We start from the raw sequence: 18,116 nt of genomic DNA, 5'->3' as shown, positions 1-18,116 counted from the left end.
TTCGACATCTTGTCGGCATAGGGGGCAGCGTCCGCGATTTCCGTCATCGTGACGGCGGGACCGTAGTCAAAAGGGATGTGTCTTGCGTGCTATGAAATCGGGCCGGTTGCTGGCCTGTGCTGCCGTCTTGTGCCTGACCGGTGCGTTTTCCACGGCCCGGGCGGCGGATGCCGGGTGGTCGGCGCCCGCCTGCGGGAAGGAGCCGGCGGCCCCCGCCGTCGATTCCTCCAGCGTGGCGAAATACAATGCCAGCGTCGATGCCGTGACGGCGTACGAGAAGGCCGCGCGGACCTATAATGCCTGCGTCACCACCGCCGCCGCGCGCGAGCAGGCGGCGATCAGCGCGCAGGCCAAGGCCCGGATCGACCAGGTCCAGCAGGGCAGCGTGGCCGTGCAGCAGCGGATTTCCGGCCATTTCACGAAGCTGACCGCCGACCTCAAGGCCGGGGCCGCGCGCTTCTCGCACCCCTGAGCGCGCGCCCGGGGCGCGTGCTGCCGGCCGCGTGCGGGTTTGTTGCCCGCATGCGCCGGGACCGCTATGGTCCGGCCATGGAATGACGGGCCCGGGCCCGTCGCGGCTGGATGCGGAGAGCGGTTGAGACGTGGCTGACGACATCTTCAGGGAAGTCGACGACGACATGCGCATGGAGCGTCTGCGGCTGATGGCCCGGCGCTATGTCGGCGCGGCGGTGGCGGTGGTGGCGGTGGCCGCTGCCGGCGTGGGTGGCTGGCAATATCATGCCTGGCGCGGGCGACAGGCCGCGGAGGCCGCCGGCGCGACCTATTTCGCGGCGCTGCGCGCGGCCGATACCAGCCATATCGCCCCCGGCGAGACCAATGCGCTGACCCCGCAGCAGAAGGACGCGCTGGCGCGGCTGGCGACGCTGGACGGCGTGCCCTCCGGCCTGCGCACGCTGTCGCGGCTGGAACGCGCGGCGCTGCTGGCCTCGAGCGGCGACGGCAAGGGCGCGCTGGCGCTGTGGGCCCAGGTGGCCGACGACCAGCGCGCCGATGCGCTGCTGCGCGGGCTGGCCAGCCTGCTGTGGGTGCAGCACCAGATCGACGATGGCGATCCGGCGGTGCTGCGCTCGCGCCTGGCCACGCTGGATGGCGCCGGCAAGCCGTGGCGCGGGCTGGCGGAGGAATGCGAGGCGATGCTGGACCTGCGGCAGGGGCACCTGGCCGACGCGCGCCGGCGGCTGGGGCAGCTGACGACGCAGATCGACGTGCCGGAGGGCCTGCGCAGCCGGGCCGGCGGCATGCTCCAGACGCTGAATGCCACGCCGTCATAGCGCGTGCCCGGCCGGGGCGGATGGCGGGGGCGATCCGTTTTCGGGCCAATGCGTGCCCGATGGTGCCATGCGCTCTGGCGGCGTCGCGCGGACAATGGTTTCATGCCCCCGGGGCAGCGGGCATGCCGAGACCGGAATGGCCCCGTTTTTCCTTTCGTAGCGCAGGATTTACATGAACAAAGTTCTGACCCGCCGGCATGCGCTCCTTGGTGGCGCGATGGTGCCGGTCCTGGCCGGATGCAGCCTGTTCGATGATGACGAAAAGCCGCTGCTGGCGGGCAAGCGCGTCGATGTCCTGACGACGGGCGCGGGCCTGATGGTCGACCCCGACGACAAGGCGTCGATCGCCATTCCCGCCCAGACCGCCATCGGCGACTGGCAGCAGCCGGGGCGCCTGCCGACCCATGCCGGGGTCAACATGGCCTGGGGCGGCCAGATGCGCCGCGAATGGTCGCATGGCATCGGCGCGGGCGTGTCGGAGCCCGAGCTGCTGTCCTATGCCGCGCTGGGCGACAGCGGGCGCGGCGTGTTGCAGGCGACGCCGATCGTCGCGGGCGGGCGGATCTTCGTCGGCGATGCGCAGGGGGTGATCCGGGCCTATGAATGGCCGCGCATGCGCGAGGTGTGGCGCTTCACGCCCAAGCCGAAGAAGATGCATTCCAGCAATCTGGGCGGCGGGTACAGCATTGCCGGCGACACGCTGTATATCGTCGACGGCGTGGGGCAGGCCTTGGCGGTCGAAGCCGCGACCGGCAAGGTGAAGTGGCGGATCGACACCCAGTCGCCCGGCCGTTCGGCGCCGACGGTGGTGGATGGCCGGCTGTTCTTCGGCACGATCGACGAGCGGCTGCTGGCGCTGGATGCGGCGACGGGGCGGGTGCTGTGGACCTATTCCGCCACCCAGGCCGATACCGTGATCTTCGGCCAGCCCGCGCCCGCCGTGGCGGGCGACGTGGTGGTGGCCGGCTTCGGCTCCGGCGACCTGGTCGCGCTGCGGGCGGCCAGTGGCGAGGTGGTGTGGAGCGATACGCTGGGCAGCACCAACGGCCAGGAATCGACGGTCGATTTCTCATGCGTGCGCGGCATGCCGGTGGTGATGGACGACACCGTCTATGCCATCAGCGCCGGCTCGGTGATGGTGGCGATCGACCTGCGGTCGGGCCGCCGGCTGTGGGAACGCACCGTGGCCGGGCAGGATACGCTGCTGGTGATCGACAACTGGGTGTATGTGCTGTCGCTGGACCAGCAGCTTGCCTGCCTCGACCGGGTGAACGGCCATGTGCGCTGGATCACGCAGCTGCGGCGCTATCGCCGGGTCGAGGCGCAGAAGAACGGCGTGACCTGGACCGGGCCGATCATGGCCGGCAGCAAGCTGGTCTGCGTCAGCACGATGCCCGAGACCGGCTTCGTGACCATCGACCCCGCGACGGGGGCGATTCTGACGGTCGGCAAGCTGCCGGGGGTTGCCACGGTGGCGCCGATCGTGGTGGATGGCCGGCTGCTGATCGTGACCGACGACGGCAAACTGAACGCCTACAGCTAGAGCCCGATCGCCCCGGATCGCTGCGACCCGGGGCGTGAATCGGGCTTGGACATGATATATGGGCAGGGTGCGCCAGCATGGGCGAACGCATCGTGCCCGAGGGATAGTTTCATACCTTGGCCAAGCTTCCTTCCGTTCCGACCGGGGATGACCTGCCGATCGTCGTGATCGCCGGGCGTCCGAATGTCGGCAAGTCGACCCTGTTCAACCGCCTTGTGGGGCGGCGGCAGGCGCTTGTGGCCGACACGCCGGGCGTGACCCGCGACCGCAAGGAAGCCGAATGCACCGTGCGCGGGCGGCGGATACGGCTGATCGACACCGCGGGCCTGGAGGAATCGGCGCCCGATACGCTGTACGGGCGGATGCGGGCCTCGTCTGAATCGGCGGTGGCGCAGGCCGATCTGGTGGTGTTCTGCATCGACGCGCGGGCGGGCATCACCCCGGCCGACGAGCATTTCGCCGCCTGGATCCGCCGCCAGGGGCGGCCGGTGCTGCTGGTGGCGAACAAGGCCGAGGGCCGGCAGGGTGCGGCCGCCGCGATGGAGGCGTTCGCGCTCGGGCTGGGGACGCCGCTGGCGATTTCGGCCGAGCATGGCGAGGGCCTGTCGGAACTGATGGGCGAGATCGCGGACCGCATGCCCCCCGAGGCACCGGCGGAGCCGGTGGTGGAACCGCCCCAGTATGGCGAGGACGGGGAGGAGCTGGACGAGCGGCCGCCCGGCCCGCTGCGGCTGGCGATCGTCGGCCGGCCCAATGCCGGCAAGTCGACCCTGCTGAACCGCCTGCTGGGCGAGGAGCGGATGATTACCGGGCCGGAGCCTGGGCTGACCCGCGATTCCGTCACCGTGCTGCTGCATGACGAGGACGGGCCGATCCAGCTTGTCGACACCGCCGGGCTGCGGCGCCGGGCGCGCGTCGAGGACGGGCTGGAGAAGATGTCGACCTCGGCCACCATCGAGGCGCTGAAGATGGCCGAAGTGGTGGTGCTGGCGCTGGACGCCACCCTGGGCGTGCACGAGCAGGATTTGCAGATCGCGCGCCTGATCGAGCGCGAGGGGCGCTGCTGCGTGCTGGCGCTGAACAAATGGGACGCGGTCGAGGACCGGATCGCCACGCGGCAGGCGATTTCGGACCGGATCGAGACCTCGCTGGCGCAGATGCGCGGAATTCCCGTCGTGTCGTTCTCGGCGCTGACGGGGGCCAACGTGCACAAGCTGCTGCCGGTGGTGCGGCGCGCGCACGAGGTCTGGAACAAGCGCATCCCGACCGGCGCGCTGAACCGCTGGTTCGAGATGATGCTGGAGCGGCACAGCCCGCCGCTGGTCGGCGGGCGCCGGCTGAAGCTGCGCTACATGACCCAGGCCAAGGCCCGGCCGCCGACCTTCATCCTGTTCGGCACCCGTGCCGAGCTGCTGCCCGAGGATTACCAGCGCTACCTGGTCAACGGCCTGCGCGAGGCCTTTGACCTGCCGGGCACGCCGATCCGCCTGCTGCTGCGCGGCACCCGCAACCCGTTTGCGGAATCCGCCGGCTGACGCACCGGCGCGCCCTGGCGGGCGGTCCCGGAACCGGGGTTCCGGGACCGCCTGCTAGTGGACGAACAGGGACGCCAGCAGGCAGAAGACCAGGCCCAGCACCGCGATCAGCGTTTCGATGACCGACCAGGTCTTGATCGCCTGGCCGACGGTCAGGCCCAGATATTCCTTGATCTGCCAGAATCCGGCATCGTTCATCGGGCCCAGCGCCACCGAGCCCGCGCCCGTGACCAGCACCATCAGTTCGGGCGACGTGCCGTGGCTGTGCAGCAGGATCGGCCCGACGATGCCCGAGGCCGTGCTCATGGCCACGGTGGCCGAGCCGGCCGCGACCCGCACCACCACCGCCACCAGCCACGCCAGCACCAGCAGCGGCACATGCGCGCCCACCGCGACGTCGGTGATGGCTTTCGACACGCCGCTGTCGATCAGTTCGCGCCCGAAGCCGCCGCCGGCGCCGACCAGCAGCATGATCAGCGCCGTGGGGCCCAGGCATTCGGTGGTGAAGCGCAGGATCGTCTCGCGCGAGAAGCCGCGTGCGAGGCCGAGCACGTAGAAGGACAGGACGGTGGCCAGCAGCAGGGCGATGTCGGTATTGCCCACGAAATGCAGGATCGTGTTGGCAAGCCCGCCCGGGCTGGTGATCAGGTCGGCGGCCGAGCCCACCAGCATCAGCAGCACCGGCGCCAGGATGGTCAGGACGGTGGTGAGGAAGGGCGGCATGTCGCCCGGCCTGTCGCGGCTGGCGAACTGCTCGGCCAGCGCGGCCTCGCCCTCGGTATGGATATGCGGCGTGATGAAGCGGGCATAGACCGGGCCGGCCAGGGCGGCGATGGGGGTGCCGATGATCACGCCCCAGAAGATGGTCCGCCCCGTATCGGCATGGTACGCCGCCAGCGCCAGCAGGGTGGCGGGGTGCGGCGGGATCATCGCATGGGTGACCGAGAGCGCGGCCCCCATCGGCAGCGCCAGCAGCAGCAGGGGGGTCGAGGTCCGCCGCGCCAGGGTGAAGGCCAGCGGGATCAGCAGCACGAACCCGACCTCGAAGAACACCGGCAGGCCGATCAGCAGGCCGATGACCATCATGGCCCAGCTGATGCGCTTTGTCCCGGCGAGGCGGGTGATCGTGAGCGCGATCTGGTCCGCGCCGCCGGATTCGGCCAGCATCTTGCCCAACATGGTGCCCAGCGCGATCACGGTCGCGATATGGCCCAGCACATGGCCCGCGCCCTCTTCGAACGAGGCGACGGCCTTCTGGGGCGGCATGCCCGCGCAGATCGCCAGCAGAATGGAAACGCAGACCAGGACAATGAAGGGATTGAGCTTGTAGCGCCCGATGAGGAGCACGACGGCGCCAATCGCCGCGGTTGCCAGGGAAATCGCCAGAATTGGGGACATTGAACCGCGTCTGTAGTGAATGTGAGCGTGCATGAGCGCGGAACGGGCTCGCGAATGTCAATGGCCGCGGGCTCATATCCGGGAGAGGCGGTTTGGTTCATTGCCGGGCCGGTTTTTTCTTCGGGCGCAGGATCGCCAAGGGATCTGGCCAGATCGGTGGGTTTGGCGCCATAACGGAGCGGACTTGCGGGCGCGCGATGCCCGCGGCGGGTCGGCATGGAACGACACAGGATATGACGGGGCAGGAGACAACCTGCCCGGGCGCCCCGCCGCCGGGCGCCGAATCCGGAAGAGGGAGTCCATGACATGACGGCGGACCAGACAGGTACACCCCCCACGGGCACCAGCCAGACCACCGCCCATCCGCCCGCGGCGCATGCGGCGGCCCGGGCGGTGGTGGTCGGCATCCTGGCGGCGATGGCCGGGCTGATGTTCGGGCTGGATACCGGCGTCATCGCCGGGGCGCTGGGCTTTATCGGCGACGAATTCCATGCCGCGGCACGGACGCAGGAATGGATCGTGTCGTCGATGATGGCCGCGGCCGCCCTGGGCTCGCTGGTGGCGGGGCGCATCTCGTTCCGGCTGGGGCGGCGGCGGGCGCTGCTGGCGGCGTCGCTGCTGTTCGTCGCCGGGGCCGGGCTGTGCGCGCTGGCGCCATCGGTGGCGGTGCTGATCGTCGGGCGGGTGCTGCTGGGGCTTGCGGTCGGGATCGCGGCGTTTGCGGCGCCGCTCTATATTTCCGAAATCTCGCAGGAATCGGTGCGCGGGGCGATGGTCTCGTTCTACCAGCTCATGGTTACGCTCGGGATCTTCCTGGCCTATGTCACCGACAGCCTGCTGTCGTATGGCGGGCACTGGCGCTGGATGCTGGGGCTGATGGCGGCGCCGGCGGCGCTGTTCTGCGCCGCGTGCCTGTTCCTGCCCGACAGTCCGCGCTGGCTGATGATGCGGGGCGAGCGGGGGCGGGCCAGCCAGGTGATGCGCCTGCTGCGCACCAGCCCGGCCGAAGCCGATGCCGAGATCCGCGACATCGCGCAGGAACTCCGGCGCGAGGGCGGCAGCGGGCTGGCGTTTTTCCGCAGCAGCCCGAATTTCCGCCGCTCGGTGCTGCTGGGGGTGGCCTTGCAGGTGATGCAGCAGGTCACGGGCATCAACGTGCTGATGTATTACGCGCCCAAGATCTTCCAGGCCGCGCATTTCGGGGTGTCGGCCGCGACCTGGGCCACGGCGCTGCTGGGGCTGGTCAACATGGCCGCCACCGGCTTCGCCATCGCCTTCATCGATCGCTGGGGGCGGCGCCCGCTGCTGATCCTGAGCTGCGCGATCATGACCGGGGCGATGCTGGTGGCCGGCGGGCTGGCCGCGATCGGCGGGGAGTCGACGCCGGTGCTGGGCGGGATGGTGGCGGCGCTGCTGCTGTTCGTCGCCGGCTTCGCCATCGGGGCGGGGCCGATGGTGTGGACCCTGTGCTCGGAAATCCAGCCCCTGCGCGGCCGCGATTTCGGCATTGCGTGCTCCACCTTCACCAACTGGGCGGCGAACTGGCTGGTCAGCAACATTTTCCTGACCGTCATGGCGGCCCTGGGGCAGAGCTGGACCTTCTGGCTGTTTGCCATCATGAACGGCCTGTTCATCCTGGTCACCCTCGCCTACGTGCCCGAAACGAAGGGCGTGTCGCTGGAGGAGATCGAGGCCCGGCTGATGGCGGGCCGGCGGCTGCGGGAACTGGGACGGTAGGGCGGGGCGGCGACGATGATACTGCGCGGGGACGAGACCCAGGATATCGCGACGGCCAACGGCCCGATGCGGCTGCATGTGCTGCGCCCGGCGGCGGAAGGCCGCTTTCCCGGCGTGGTGCTGTTTTCGGAAATCTACCAGGTGACGGCGCCGATCCGCCGGCTGGCCGCGATGGTCGCGGGGCTGGGCCATGTGGTGGCGGTGCCGGAAGTCTATCACGAATACGAGCCCGCCGGCTGCGTGCTGGCCTATGACGGGCCGGGGACCGACCGGGGCAACGCGCTGAAATATGCCAAGCCCCTGGCCGCCTATGACGACGATGCGCGCGCGGCGGTGGCGTGGCTGGCGGAGCATGACGCCTGTACCGGGCGGATCGGCACCATGGGCGTGTGCCTGGGCGGCCATCTGGCGCTGCGGGCGGCGATGAACCCCGCCGTGCAGGCGGCGGCGTGCTTCTATGCCACCGACATCCATTCGGCGTCGCTGGGCGACGGGCGGGCGGACGATACGCTGCGGCGGCTGGGCGAGATTGCCGGCGAGGCGATGATGGTCTGGGGCCGGCAGGACCCGCATGTGCCCTTCGCGGGGCGGCAGGCGATCCGCGAGGCGCTGGAGGCGGCAGGGGTCGGGTACGAATGGCATGAGGTCAACGGCCAGCATGCCTTCCTGCGCGACGAGGGCCACCGGTTCGACCCCGCCCTGTTCCTTCAGGCCATGGGATGGGTCCAGGCGCTGTTCGCCCGCGCCCTGCGCGGCTGACCGGCGATGACGGGGACAGGGCGATGAAGGGGACGGTCCTGCGCGAGGGCGAGGGGCTGCATGGCATGCCCCGGGCGCTGGCGATGTTCGCCGTGGCGCTGTCGGTCCTGCTCTCGGTGCTGGATTATGCCATCGCCAATGTCGCGCTGCCGACGATCGCGCAGGATATCCATGCCAGCCCGTCTTCCTCGATCTGGGTGATCAACGCCTATCAGATGGCCTGCCTGGCGACGCTGCTGCCGCTGGCCTCGCTGGGGTCGCGGCTGGGCTTCGCGCGGCTGTGCCGGATCGGGCTGGCCACCTTCGTCGTGGCCTCGGTCTTCTGCGCGATGTCGCATACGCTGCTGGAACTGGCGCTGGCCCGGGCGCTGCAAGGCATCGGCGGCGCGTGCATCATGAGCGTGAACATCGCGCTGGTCCGCTTCATCTACCCCCATGCCGAGATCGGCAAGGGGATCGCGCTGAACGGCGTGGTGGTCGCGACCGGGGTGGCGCTGGGGCCGACCATCGCCTCTGCCGTGCTGTCGGTGGCGGACTGGCCGTGGATCTTCCTGATCAACCTGCCGCTGGGCGGGGCGGCGATGGTGGCGGCGGTGATCTACCTGCCCGCCACGCCGCGCAGCCAGTCCTCGTTCGACCTGGCCAGCGCGATCCTGAACGTGGTGGCCATCGGCTGCCTGGTCGTCGGGCTGGACAGTCTGGCGCATCGCAGCGGCCCGGTGGTGGCGGTATGGCTGCTGCTGATCGGCGGCGGCGCGTTCTTCCAGCTCGCGCGGCGCCAGACCGGGCGTTCCGACCCCATGCTGCCGATCGACCTGCTGGCGGTGCCGGATTTCCTGATCGCGTTCAGCGTGGGGTCGCTGGCGTTCGTGGCGTCGAACTTCTTCATCATTTCCATGCCCTTCACGCTGGAGACAGTGCTGCATCGCTCGGCGGTGGCGACCGGGCTGCTGATCACGCCGTGGCCGGTGGGCATTGTCGCGATCTCGCCGCTGGTGGGGCGGCTGGCGGACCGGGTGCCGGCCGGCATCCTGTCCTCGATCGGCCTGTGTGTGACCGGCACCGGCTTCGTGCTGCTGTGCCTGCTGCCGGCCGATGCGGGGAACCTGGACATTGCGTGGCGGATTGCCGTCGCGGGGATGGGGTTCGGGATTTTCCAGGCGCCGAACAACCGGGCGATGATGGTGGCGGCGCCGCACGGGCGCTCGGGCAGTGCCAGCGGCATGGTTTCGGTCGCGCGGCTGTGGGGGCAGACGATGGGGGCGATGTTCGTGGCGCTGACATTCGGCTTCGTCCGCCACGACCCGACCCTGCGCTGCCTGGAACTGGCGGCGGCCTGCGCCTATGGCGCGGCGGCGATCAGTTCCAGCCGGCTGGTGCGCGGGCGGCGGGCCGGTGCCTGACCCTTTTGGGGACTGGCGCATAATTCATTGAAATCATAATTATAACGCTGGTATGCGGCAGCGTTTCCAGTCAATCCTGCCACGATGTGATTTTCTGTCATGAGAGTCAGGATTTTCTGATGCGTCTGCCGCGCCCCCTGTTGCCTGCATCGCGCCGCCTGTCCACGCTGGCGGAGGCTGCGCTGGGGCGTGGCGCGGAGGAAAACGGGCAGCGCCAGCGCGTGCGCGCGCGCCTGCGGCAGTTGCACCGGCTGAACGGTTTTACCGCCTTCCTGGCGCGAATCGGCATGGCGTTCGACCCGTCCATCGACGAAACCGCCCTGCTGGGCGCGGTGTGCGAGGCCGCGACCCGGAACGCGCGCCTGCGCGGCGCCTTCGTCGTCCGGCCCGATGCGGAGGGGGATTTCCGGATCCTGGCGGCCAGCGGGCCGGTCGCGCAAATGCACGACCCGGCTTTTTCGGCCCGGCCGGACCTGCCGGCGCGCCACGGTCTTGTCGGGCGCGCCTGGCAGGAGCGGCAGCCGGTCTTCTGCGACGATATCGCGCGCGAGCCCAGCCTGCAGCCCTGGCTGGCGGCCATGCAGGCGCAGGGCGTGCATGCCTGCGCGGTGCTGCCGCTGTGGCGCGCCGGCCGGGTCTGGGCGGTGCTGGGCGTCTATGACAGGCAGGAGGATGGGTTCGACCGCGCGATCCGGACCATCCTGCTGGAAGCGGCTGGCAGCCTGTCGCGCATGCTGAAACTGCATGACGAGCGGCGGCTGAGCGCGGCGCAGCTCGACCGGGCGCAGGTGGGGATCGTGCTGCTGCGCGACACGCACATCCATTGCGCGAACGCCTTTGCCGCCGACCTTGCGGGCCGCACGCCCGCCGAGCTGTACAATGCCCCGGCTGAGACGATCGTGGCGGGCGACGTGTCGCGGCTGGAGCACGCGCAGGCGCAGCTGCGCGCCACCGGCCGGGCCCAGCTTCCGGGCGTGCACCTGCCCCGGCCCGACGGGCAGGAGGTGATCGCCGACCTGTCGGCCGTGGCGCTGGACACGCTGTGGGGCACGGATTCGATCTGGACCATCGAGGACGTGACCGACCGCGACGCGACGCAGCGCCTGTATCGGGCGCTGATCAATGCCGTGTCCGTCATGCTCGCCGCCGAGGACGAGGCGGAAAAATGCCGCGCCGTGTGCGACACGCTGGTCGACGACACGCTGTTCAACGCCGTCTGGCTGGTGCAGCCCGACCTTGGCGGCCGGATGGAGGTGCGGGCCCATGCCGGCCGGGGCGGGGACATTATCGGCCGGCTGAACTGGCGGATCGACACCGACGCCGCCACCTTGCCGGTGACGGTGCGGGCGTGGCGGGAGCAGCGCCTGGTCTATACCAACGCGCTGGAGACCGACCTGGTCGGAATCCCGGGCTACGAGAAGCTGATGGAGCATGGGTGGCGCGCCGTGCTGGCCGTCCCGGTGCTGCGGGGCGGGCAGATCTGGTCCGTGCTGACCTTCACGACGCTGCGGACCGGCGGCTTTGACGACAAGAGCATCACGCTATGCCAGCGGGTGGCGGGATTGCTGGGCCAGAGCCTGGACCGGCTGGACAGCAGCCGCAATCTGGAAAAACTGCGCCACGAGGAGGCGAAGCGCGCCCGCCGCGATACGCTGACCGCGCTGCCCAACCGGCTGGCGCTGGAGGAATATCTGCCCAAGGCGCAGGAGCGCGCGCGCGAGCGCGGGATGTCGGTGGCGATCGGGCTGATGGACCTGGACGGTTTCAAGGCCGTCAACGACACGTACGGCCACGCGGCCGGCGACAAGGTGCTGGTCGACCTGAGCGCACGGTTGTGGGAGGCGGTGCGCGAGAACGGCTATGTCGCGCGGCTGGGGGGCGACGAGTTCGTGGTCGTCCTGGAAAACCTGGATACGGACACCGCGAACGACCAGGTCGCGGCGGCGCTGAGCAGCCTGTCCTCGGTGGTGGCGGAACCGTTTGTCCTGGAAGACGGCCATACCGCCACGGTGGGCCTCGCCATGGGGGTCGCGCTCTATCCGCAGGACGGCGACAAGCCCGAGGCGCTGCTGCGCCAGGCCGACAATGCGATGTACCACGCCAAGCAGAACCAGGACGCGCGCGACGTCAACTGGCATTTCGCCGCCGCCCTGGACGAGGCGCGGGCGCTCGACGAAGGGGCGGCCGCCGAGTTGTTCCCGATCGCGCCCTACGGGCCGAAGGCGGCGGAACTGCTGGCCAGGGCGGCCCCGGCCGCCGTGCGGATCGCGGAGAGCCTGCGCAAGGGCACGATCCGGGCGATCTGGCAGAAGAACGGCGGCGCGCCGATGGTGGCCAGCCTGACGCGCGAGCAGCATGAGCGCCTGATCGAGCGCGAGGCGAAGCATCTGGAATTTCTGGTCACCCCCGTGACCGTGCGGGAGGACGTGCTGGCGGCGGCGCGGACGCTGGGCACGATGTATGCGCTGTTCGGCGTCGATCCGGCCGTGTTCGTCGCCGAGCAGAACGGTTACCTGCGCCTGCTGATGGCGGAGATGGAAGCCGGCAGCGTGAGCAGCGACGACCGCTATCGCGTGCAGCAGATCGTGGAAGGCCGCTATCGGGACGATCGCGCGATGCGGCGCGTGATCGAGCAGGGTGTGCGCAAGGCCTATGCCGCCGCCGCGGCCCTTCTGCCCGGCGACCTGCCCGCCGGCGGCTGGGGCCAGGTCAGCAGCGATGCGCTGAACGGGCTGGCGAAGCTGCCCGGCATCCAGGCGGCGTTCCTGACCCGTCCCAACGCGGCGGGGGAACTGGTGGCGCAGACCATCGCCGGGCCGTGCGCCACCGCGCTGGACGAGGCGATGCTGCGCAGCGACGTGCGGCCCGTGATCGCCGCCACCGCGCGCCATGGCAGCTTCATCGGCGCCCAGGCGTGGCGCACGGGCGAAACGCAGACCTGCCCGTCCATCGACCTGGACAGTGCCATGGCGCCGTGGCACGCGCTGATGCTCAATCTGCGCATCCATTCGGCCATGAGCGTGCCCATCCGGCGCCCGGACGGGACGCCGGCGCTGGTGCTGACCCTGTTCGGCGTCTGCCCCAACCAGTTCGAATCCGCCGACATGCGGAAATTCACCGACGAATTGCAGAAGAAATGGGAAAAGCTGTGGCAGGACGGGCAGGGCATGTCCGACGAGCGGTCGACCCGCCTGCGCACGCGCCTGTTCTCGGGGGGACTGCGCATGTTCATGCAGCCCGTCATCGACCTGTGCACGGGCCAGTTGCTGAAGGTCGAGGCCCTGGCCCGGCTGGAGGATGCCGACGGCGCGATACTGCCGCCCACCACTTTCCTGACGCTGCTGGGGCATGACGAGCTGGACCGGCTGTTCCAGTTCGGGCTGGAACAGAGCCTGGGGTGGCTGCAATCGTGGGACCGGAAGGGCCTGTCCACCGAAATCTCGGTCAATCTGCCGCCATCGTGCCTGTCGAACACCAATGTCCTGACCATGGTCGACGACATGCTGAACCGCCACGAGATCGCCCCCAACCGGCTGACGCTGGAGGTGCTGGAAACCCAGGGCCTCGATTCCGACAATCAGGGCGCGGCCCTGCGGGATTTCCGGTCGAAGGGCGTGCAGATGGCCATCGACGATCTCGGCGCGGGGCACAGCAACCTGCTGCGGCTGTCCACGGCGCCCTTCGACTGCATCAAGGTGGACCGGGGCCTGCTGCGCCATATCCGCGACGTGCCGCTCCAGGTCTTCAGCGTGATCCGCTCGCTGCGGGAAATGGGCCGCGACATGCACAGCCAGGTGGTGGTGGAAGGGCTGGAAGACGCCGACATGATCGAGGCCATGCGCCATCTGGGCTGCCGCTACGGCCAGGGGTTCGGCATCGCCCGGCCGATGCCGCCGGACGATTTCCTGGACTGGTATCGCATCTATTCCGAGCAGGGCCGGGCCCAGGACGAAGAGGAAAGCGAAATCGGCAGCGACCTCGGCGCGCTGGCCTATCTGTGGACGGCCACGCGCGACCGGTCGCCGCTGGGGCGGTTCCATTTCAAGGGCGGGCCGCTGACGCGCTGGCTGGAAGGGTGCGGCCGGGACGACGCCGATGCCGTGCACTGGTACCGCATCCTGTCCGCCGGCCCGGTGCCCGACGAAATGGCGCGGGACATGCGGGACTGGCTGGTGGAGCGTGTCGTCAACGCCCCCCGCACCTGAAAGCCTGCTTGCAAATGCGGGCTGACGGCGTGTCCTCCGCGCGTTTCCTGCGCTTCGGTGCTCACGGCCATCAAGGCCGCTCTCGCTCACCATCCCGCATTTGCAAGCAGGCTTTGAGCGGACATGCGTGCTGGCGGCGTGTCCTCCGCGCGGTTTCGCTCAGGCCCCCCGAACGGGCGGGGTGGCCTCAGGGGATGGGCTGACGCGGTAGAGGGTGGTGCGTCGCGTGTCGCGGTCTTCCAGCTCTCGGGTGGTCGGGACGTCGCGGGTCAGGATGGGGTGCAGGCCGGCGCGGGGCAGGTAGGCGCGGCCGGGGTCGGCGATCCAGACCTCGGCGGTGCGCGCGGCGTCGCGCAGCCAGGGCAGGATATGCTCGGTCATCGGGTTTTCGTAGCAGACATCGCCGCACAGGATCAGGTCCCAGCGCGGGGCGGTGCCGACCAGGTCTTCCCCGGTGGCCGTGACGGCCACGCCGTTGGTCCGGGCGTTCAGCGCGATGGCGGCGATGGCCAGCGGGTCGATCTCGGCGGCCTCGACGGTGCCGGCGCCCGCCTGGGCGCAGGCGATGGCGGCGATGCCGCAGCCGGCCGCGAAATCCAGCACCCGGCGCCCGGCGACCAGCGCGGGATTGTCCAGGATATGGCGTGCCAGCAACTGGCCGCCCGGCCAGGCGAAGGCCCAGAAGGGGGGCTCGATACCCTGTCGGGTCAGCCAGTCCTCGCTGGCCTGCCAGATCGGGGTGATCTCGGTGGCCAGGTGCAGCGCGATCTCGGGCACCAGCGGGGCGCGGGCCGGGCTGGTGTGGGCGAGGATGAAGGATTCGGGGTCGGTGCGCGCGCTCATCGGCCGGTCAGCCCGGCCAGGATGGCCAGGGCGACCGCCAGCCCGGTTTCGCGGTTGGAGCGGAACAGCATCAGGCAGCGGCGCGGGTCGGTACTGTCCAGATGCGCGACCTGCCAGCCCAGCGCGATGGCGGGCAGCACCATCGCCACCCAGAAGCCGATGGTGCACCCGGCCAGCCAGCCGGCCAGCAGCAGGGCCACCACCGCCAGCACGTAGCACCCGCCGACGAACAGGCGGGGATGGCCCGCCCACAGGCGCGAGGTCGATTTGACGCCGATGCGCGCGTCGTCCTCCATGTCCTGGAAGCCGTAGATGGTGTCGAAGCCGAGCTGCCACAGGATGGTGGCGGCATACAGCGCCACCCAGGCGGCATCGATCCGCCCGGCCGCTGCCGCATAGCCCATCGGGGCGCCGAAGCCGAAGGTGAAGCCCATGACGAGCTGGGGCCACCAGGTGAAGCGCTTGGCCAGCGGATACAGCCCGACCAGCAGCAGCGAGCCCACGCCCAGCAGGCGGCACAGCGGATTGAGCTGCAACAGGATGGCCAGTCCGATCGCCAGCAGCAGCACCAGGAACAGCGCGGCCTGGCGCATGCGCAGCGCGCCCGAGGCCAGCGGCCGGCCCGCCGTGCGCGCCACCATCCGGTCGATGTCGCGGTCCCACATGTCGTTGACCACGCAGCCGGCCGACCGCATCACCAGGCTGCCCAGGCCGAACAGCAGGGCCAGCCGCAGCCGCTCCCCGGCCTCGACCCCGCCGGACAGCAGGATGCCCCACAGGCCGGGCAGGAACAGCAGCCAGGTGCCGATGGGGCGGTCCAGCCGTGCCAGCAGCGCGTAGGGGCGCAGCGTGGCGGGCAGGCGGCTGATCCAGCCTGTGGCCCGGATATCGGTATGGGAGGGCGGGGTCACGCTGGGGGTCTCCGTCTGGACATGCGGGCGTAATGGAGGCATCGGGGCTTACGAAACAGCCTGTTGTGCCCGGGAGTGTGATGGGGCGCGGGATGGAAGCGGTCAAGGGCCGGGCGCGGGAGGGTACGTTCCCGGCCGGTCGGAGGTGATGTCGTCATGAAGGATTGTCCCCGCCTGTTCGCCGATCCGGCCGGCCGGCCGCCGATGGAAGCCGATGCGGTGCGCGATCTGGAGCCGGGGCAGGCCCATTACCTCGGCACCGTGATGCGCATGGCGCCGGGGGCGGAGGTCGCGCTGTTCAACGCCGTGGACGGGGAGTGGCTGGCCAGCCTGGTCGCGGTGCGGCGCGACCGCGCGCAGGTGCGGCTGCTGCATCGCCGCCGCGCGCCGCAGCCCCTATGCGGGCCGGTGCTGCTGTTCGCGCCGCTGAAGCGCGATGCCACCGACATGGTGGTGCGCATGGGCACCGAGCTGGGGGTGACGCGCTTCGTGCCCGTGCTGACCGAGCGCACCAACACGCACCGGGTCAATATCGCCCGGCTGGACGCGATCGCGATCGAGGCGGCGGAACAGTGCGAGCGGCTGGACGTGCCCGCGATCGCCGAGCCCGCGCGCCTGCCCGAGCATCTGGCGGCGTGGCCGGCCGGGCGCACGCTGTTCGTCGCGGCCGAGCGCAGCGGGCCGGATGACGGGGTGGGGGAGATCGATTGCGTGGCCGACGGCGATGGGCTGCTGGTCGGCCCCGAAGGCGGGTTTTCCGACGCCGAGCGGCGGATATTGCGCGCGCGGCCGTTTGTCAGGATGATCACGCTGGGAAAACTGATCCTGCGGGCGGATACGGCGGCGGCATGCGGCCTGTCCCTGATGGGGGCTGGCTTCCGGCGCGCGTCTGGTGCAGATTCGCGCTGACCGACCGGTCGGTCGCATGGCTGCGACGGACCTTTCCGTCGATCCGTTCTGTGTTTGAAGGCTTGTTCAGAAACGATGTCGAACCCCGGCGAGCAAGATACGACCCCTATTGAATCGATCGGCCAGCTGGCCGGTTTGCTGGCGGATGGGGGCAAGCCGCGCGCGCGGTGGCGCATCGGCACCGAGCATGAGAAATTCGGCTTCGTCCTGCCCGCCGCCACCGCGCCGGGCGGCACGCCCTGGATGCCGCCGCCCTATGCCCCCGACGGAATCGGCGAGATCCTGACCGACCTGAACCGCCAGGATGGCGGCGGCAAGTGGGAGGCGATCGAGGACAGGGGCAAGCTGATCGGGCTGAAGGGGATCGGCCCGGAACGCGGCGGCTCGGTGTCGCTGGAGCCGGCGGGGCAGTTCGAGCTGTCGGGCGCGCCGCTGGCCAGCCTGCACGATACGGGCCACGAGATGGCGCGGCATTTCGAGGCGATCCGCCCCATTACCCGCTCGCTGGGCATCGGCTTCGCGCCGCTGGGCTTCCACCCGCTGGCGCGCCGGGCGGACATGCCGTGGATGCCCAAGAGCCGCTATGCGATCATGCGCAACTACATGCCCAAGGTCGGCACGCTGGGGCTGGACATGATGACGCGGACCTGCACCGTGCAGGTCAATCTGGATTTCGCGTCGGAAGCCGACATGCTGCGCAAGCTGCGCGTGTCGCTGGCGTTGCAGCCGGTGGCGACCGCGCTGTTCGCCAATTCGCCGTTCTACGAGGGCAGGCCGAACGGGCTGCTGTCCAACCGCGCCCATGTCTGGACCGATACCGACAATGTGCGGTCGGGCATGCCGCTGGCCTTCTTCGCGCCGTCCTTCGGGTTCGAGGCCTATGTGGAATGGCTGCTGGACGTGCCGATGTATTTCATCGTGCGCGACGGGCAGATCCTGGACGTGGCCGGCCGGTCGTTCCGGGCCTGGATGAAGGGCGAGCGCCAGGACGGGCTGGACGGGCTGGTGCCGACGCTGGGCGATTTCGAGGACCATCTGACCACCGCCTTTACCGACGTGCGGCTGAAGCGCTTCCTGGAAATGCGCGGTGCCGATGCCGGATCGCCCGAGATGATGCTGGCGCAGTCCGCCCTGTGGGTCGGGCTGCTGTACGACGACGCGGCCCTGGCCGCCGCCGACGCGCTGGTGCGCGAGCGGGAATGGACGGACTATGTCGCGCTGCGTGCCGCCGTGCCCCGGCAGGGGCTGGATGCGCCGTGGGCCGGCGGGACGGCGCGCGATCTGGCCGCCCGCATGGTGGCCATCGCGACCGACGGGCTGCGCGCCCGCGCGGTGACGGACGGCAACGGGCGCGACGAGAGCCATCTGCTGGTGCCCTTGCAGGCCATCGCGGCCGGCGCGCCGACCCAGGCCGAGCATTGGCTGGAACGCTATCACGGCGCATGGCAGGGCGATGTGAGCAAGATCTTCGCCGAAGCCGCCATCTGAGAGCATGGCCGTAAATGCGCGCTGGTGGCGATCCGTCGCGCGTTTCCTGTGCTCCGGTGCTCACGGCCTTTAAGGCCGCTTCGCGCCGAGGCT

The 18,116-nt window shown here is 70.1% G+C and carries 12 protein-coding genes and 1 pseudogene; 10 read left to right on the top strand and 3 right to left on the bottom strand.

What is annotated here, in order from left to right:
• Positions 1–91 precede the first annotated feature (91 nt).
• From HLH27_RS13180 to der, 4 genes are all read left to right on the top strand, one after another.
• Positions 92–472: a hypothetical protein gene (locus HLH27_RS13180; RefSeq protein ID WP_182950546.1), complete on the top strand. Its 381-nt coding sequence runs from the start codon at positions 92–94 to the stop codon at positions 470–472.
• A gap of 130 nt (positions 473–602) precedes the next feature.
• Positions 603–1,292, top strand: a complete 690-nt coding sequence (locus HLH27_RS13175) for a tetratricopeptide repeat protein (protein ID WP_182950499.1) — start codon at positions 603–605, stop codon at positions 1,290–1,292.
• 172 nt (positions 1,293–1,464) lie between these two features.
• Positions 1,465–2,835 carry an outer membrane protein assembly factor BamB family protein gene (locus HLH27_RS13170; RefSeq protein ID WP_182950498.1) on the top strand — a complete coding sequence of 457 codons (1,371 nt, stop codon included), beginning with the start codon at positions 1,465–1,467 and terminating at the stop codon, positions 2,833–2,835.
• 116 nt (positions 2,836–2,951) lie between these two features.
• Positions 2,952–4,370, top strand: coding sequence for a ribosome biogenesis GTPase Der (gene der / locus HLH27_RS13165; RefSeq protein ID WP_182950497.1), 1,419 nt, complete (start codon positions 2,952–2,954; stop codon positions 4,368–4,370).
• A 54-nt stretch (positions 4,371–4,424) separates the two neighbouring features.
• Here the strand turns inward: der and HLH27_RS13160 are convergent, their stop codons facing one another.
• Positions 4,425–5,768: a GntT/GntP/DsdX family permease gene (locus HLH27_RS13160; protein ID WP_182950496.1), complete on the bottom strand. Its 1,344-nt coding sequence runs from the start codon at positions 5,766–5,768 to the stop codon at positions 4,425–4,427.
• A gap of 285 nt (positions 5,769–6,053) precedes the next feature.
• Here HLH27_RS13160 and HLH27_RS13155 point away from each other — a divergent pair.
• The 4 genes and pseudogenes from HLH27_RS13155 to HLH27_RS13140 all read left to right on the top strand — a co-directional run.
• Positions 6,054–7,505, top strand: a pseudogene (locus HLH27_RS13155) (sugar porter family MFS transporter); the annotation flags it as partial.
• A 15-nt stretch (positions 7,506–7,520) separates the two neighbouring features.
• A complete protein-coding gene (locus HLH27_RS13150) occupies positions 7,521–8,264 on the top strand; it encodes a dienelactone hydrolase family protein (RefSeq protein WP_182950494.1) in 744 nt (247 codons plus the stop codon).
• 23 nt (positions 8,265–8,287) lie between these two features.
• Positions 8,288–9,667: an MFS transporter gene (locus HLH27_RS13145; RefSeq protein ID WP_182950493.1), complete on the top strand. Its 1,380-nt coding sequence runs from the start codon at positions 8,288–8,290 to the stop codon at positions 9,665–9,667.
• A gap of 119 nt (positions 9,668–9,786) precedes the next feature.
• Positions 9,787–13,872, top strand: coding sequence for an EAL domain-containing protein (locus HLH27_RS13140; RefSeq protein ID WP_182950492.1), 4,086 nt, complete (start codon positions 9,787–9,789; stop codon positions 13,870–13,872).
• A gap of 159 nt (positions 13,873–14,031) precedes the next feature.
• Here HLH27_RS13140 and HLH27_RS13135 read toward each other — a convergent pair whose 3' ends face one another.
• Together HLH27_RS13135 and ubiA are read right to left on the bottom strand one after the other, a co-directional pair.
• Entirely contained in the window at positions 14,032–14,715 is a 684-nt protein-coding gene (locus tag HLH27_RS13135) for a class I SAM-dependent methyltransferase (protein WP_182950491.1), read from the bottom strand.
• Positions 14,712–15,668, bottom strand: a complete 957-nt coding sequence (ubiA, locus tag HLH27_RS13130; protein WP_182950490.1) for a 4-hydroxybenzoate octaprenyltransferase — start codon at positions 15,666–15,668, stop codon at positions 14,712–14,714. The genes HLH27_RS13135 and ubiA overlap by 4 nt, the downstream gene beginning before the upstream one ends.
• Positions 15,669–15,782: 114 nt before the next feature.
• Between ubiA and HLH27_RS13125 the strand changes: the two genes are divergently transcribed.
• Both HLH27_RS13125 and HLH27_RS13120 read left to right on the top strand, forming a co-directional pair.
• A complete protein-coding gene (locus HLH27_RS13125) occupies positions 15,783–16,535 on the top strand; it encodes a 16S rRNA (uracil(1498)-N(3))-methyltransferase (RefSeq protein ID WP_182950489.1) in 753 nt (250 codons plus the stop codon).
• 75 nt (positions 16,536–16,610) lie between these two features.
• Complete coding sequence (locus HLH27_RS13120) at positions 16,611–18,023, top strand: glutamate--cysteine ligase (RefSeq protein ID WP_182950488.1); 1,413 nt, start codon at positions 16,611–16,613, stop codon at positions 18,021–18,023.
• Positions 18,024–18,116: the final 93 nt, after the last annotated feature.

It is taken from the genome of Gluconacetobacter takamatsuzukensis, from assembly GCF_014174275.1.
Lineage (GTDB): Bacteria > Pseudomonadota > Alphaproteobacteria > Acetobacterales > Acetobacteraceae > Gluconacetobacter > Gluconacetobacter takamatsuzukensis.
This window is presented reverse-complemented; position numbering and strand designations above follow the sequence as displayed.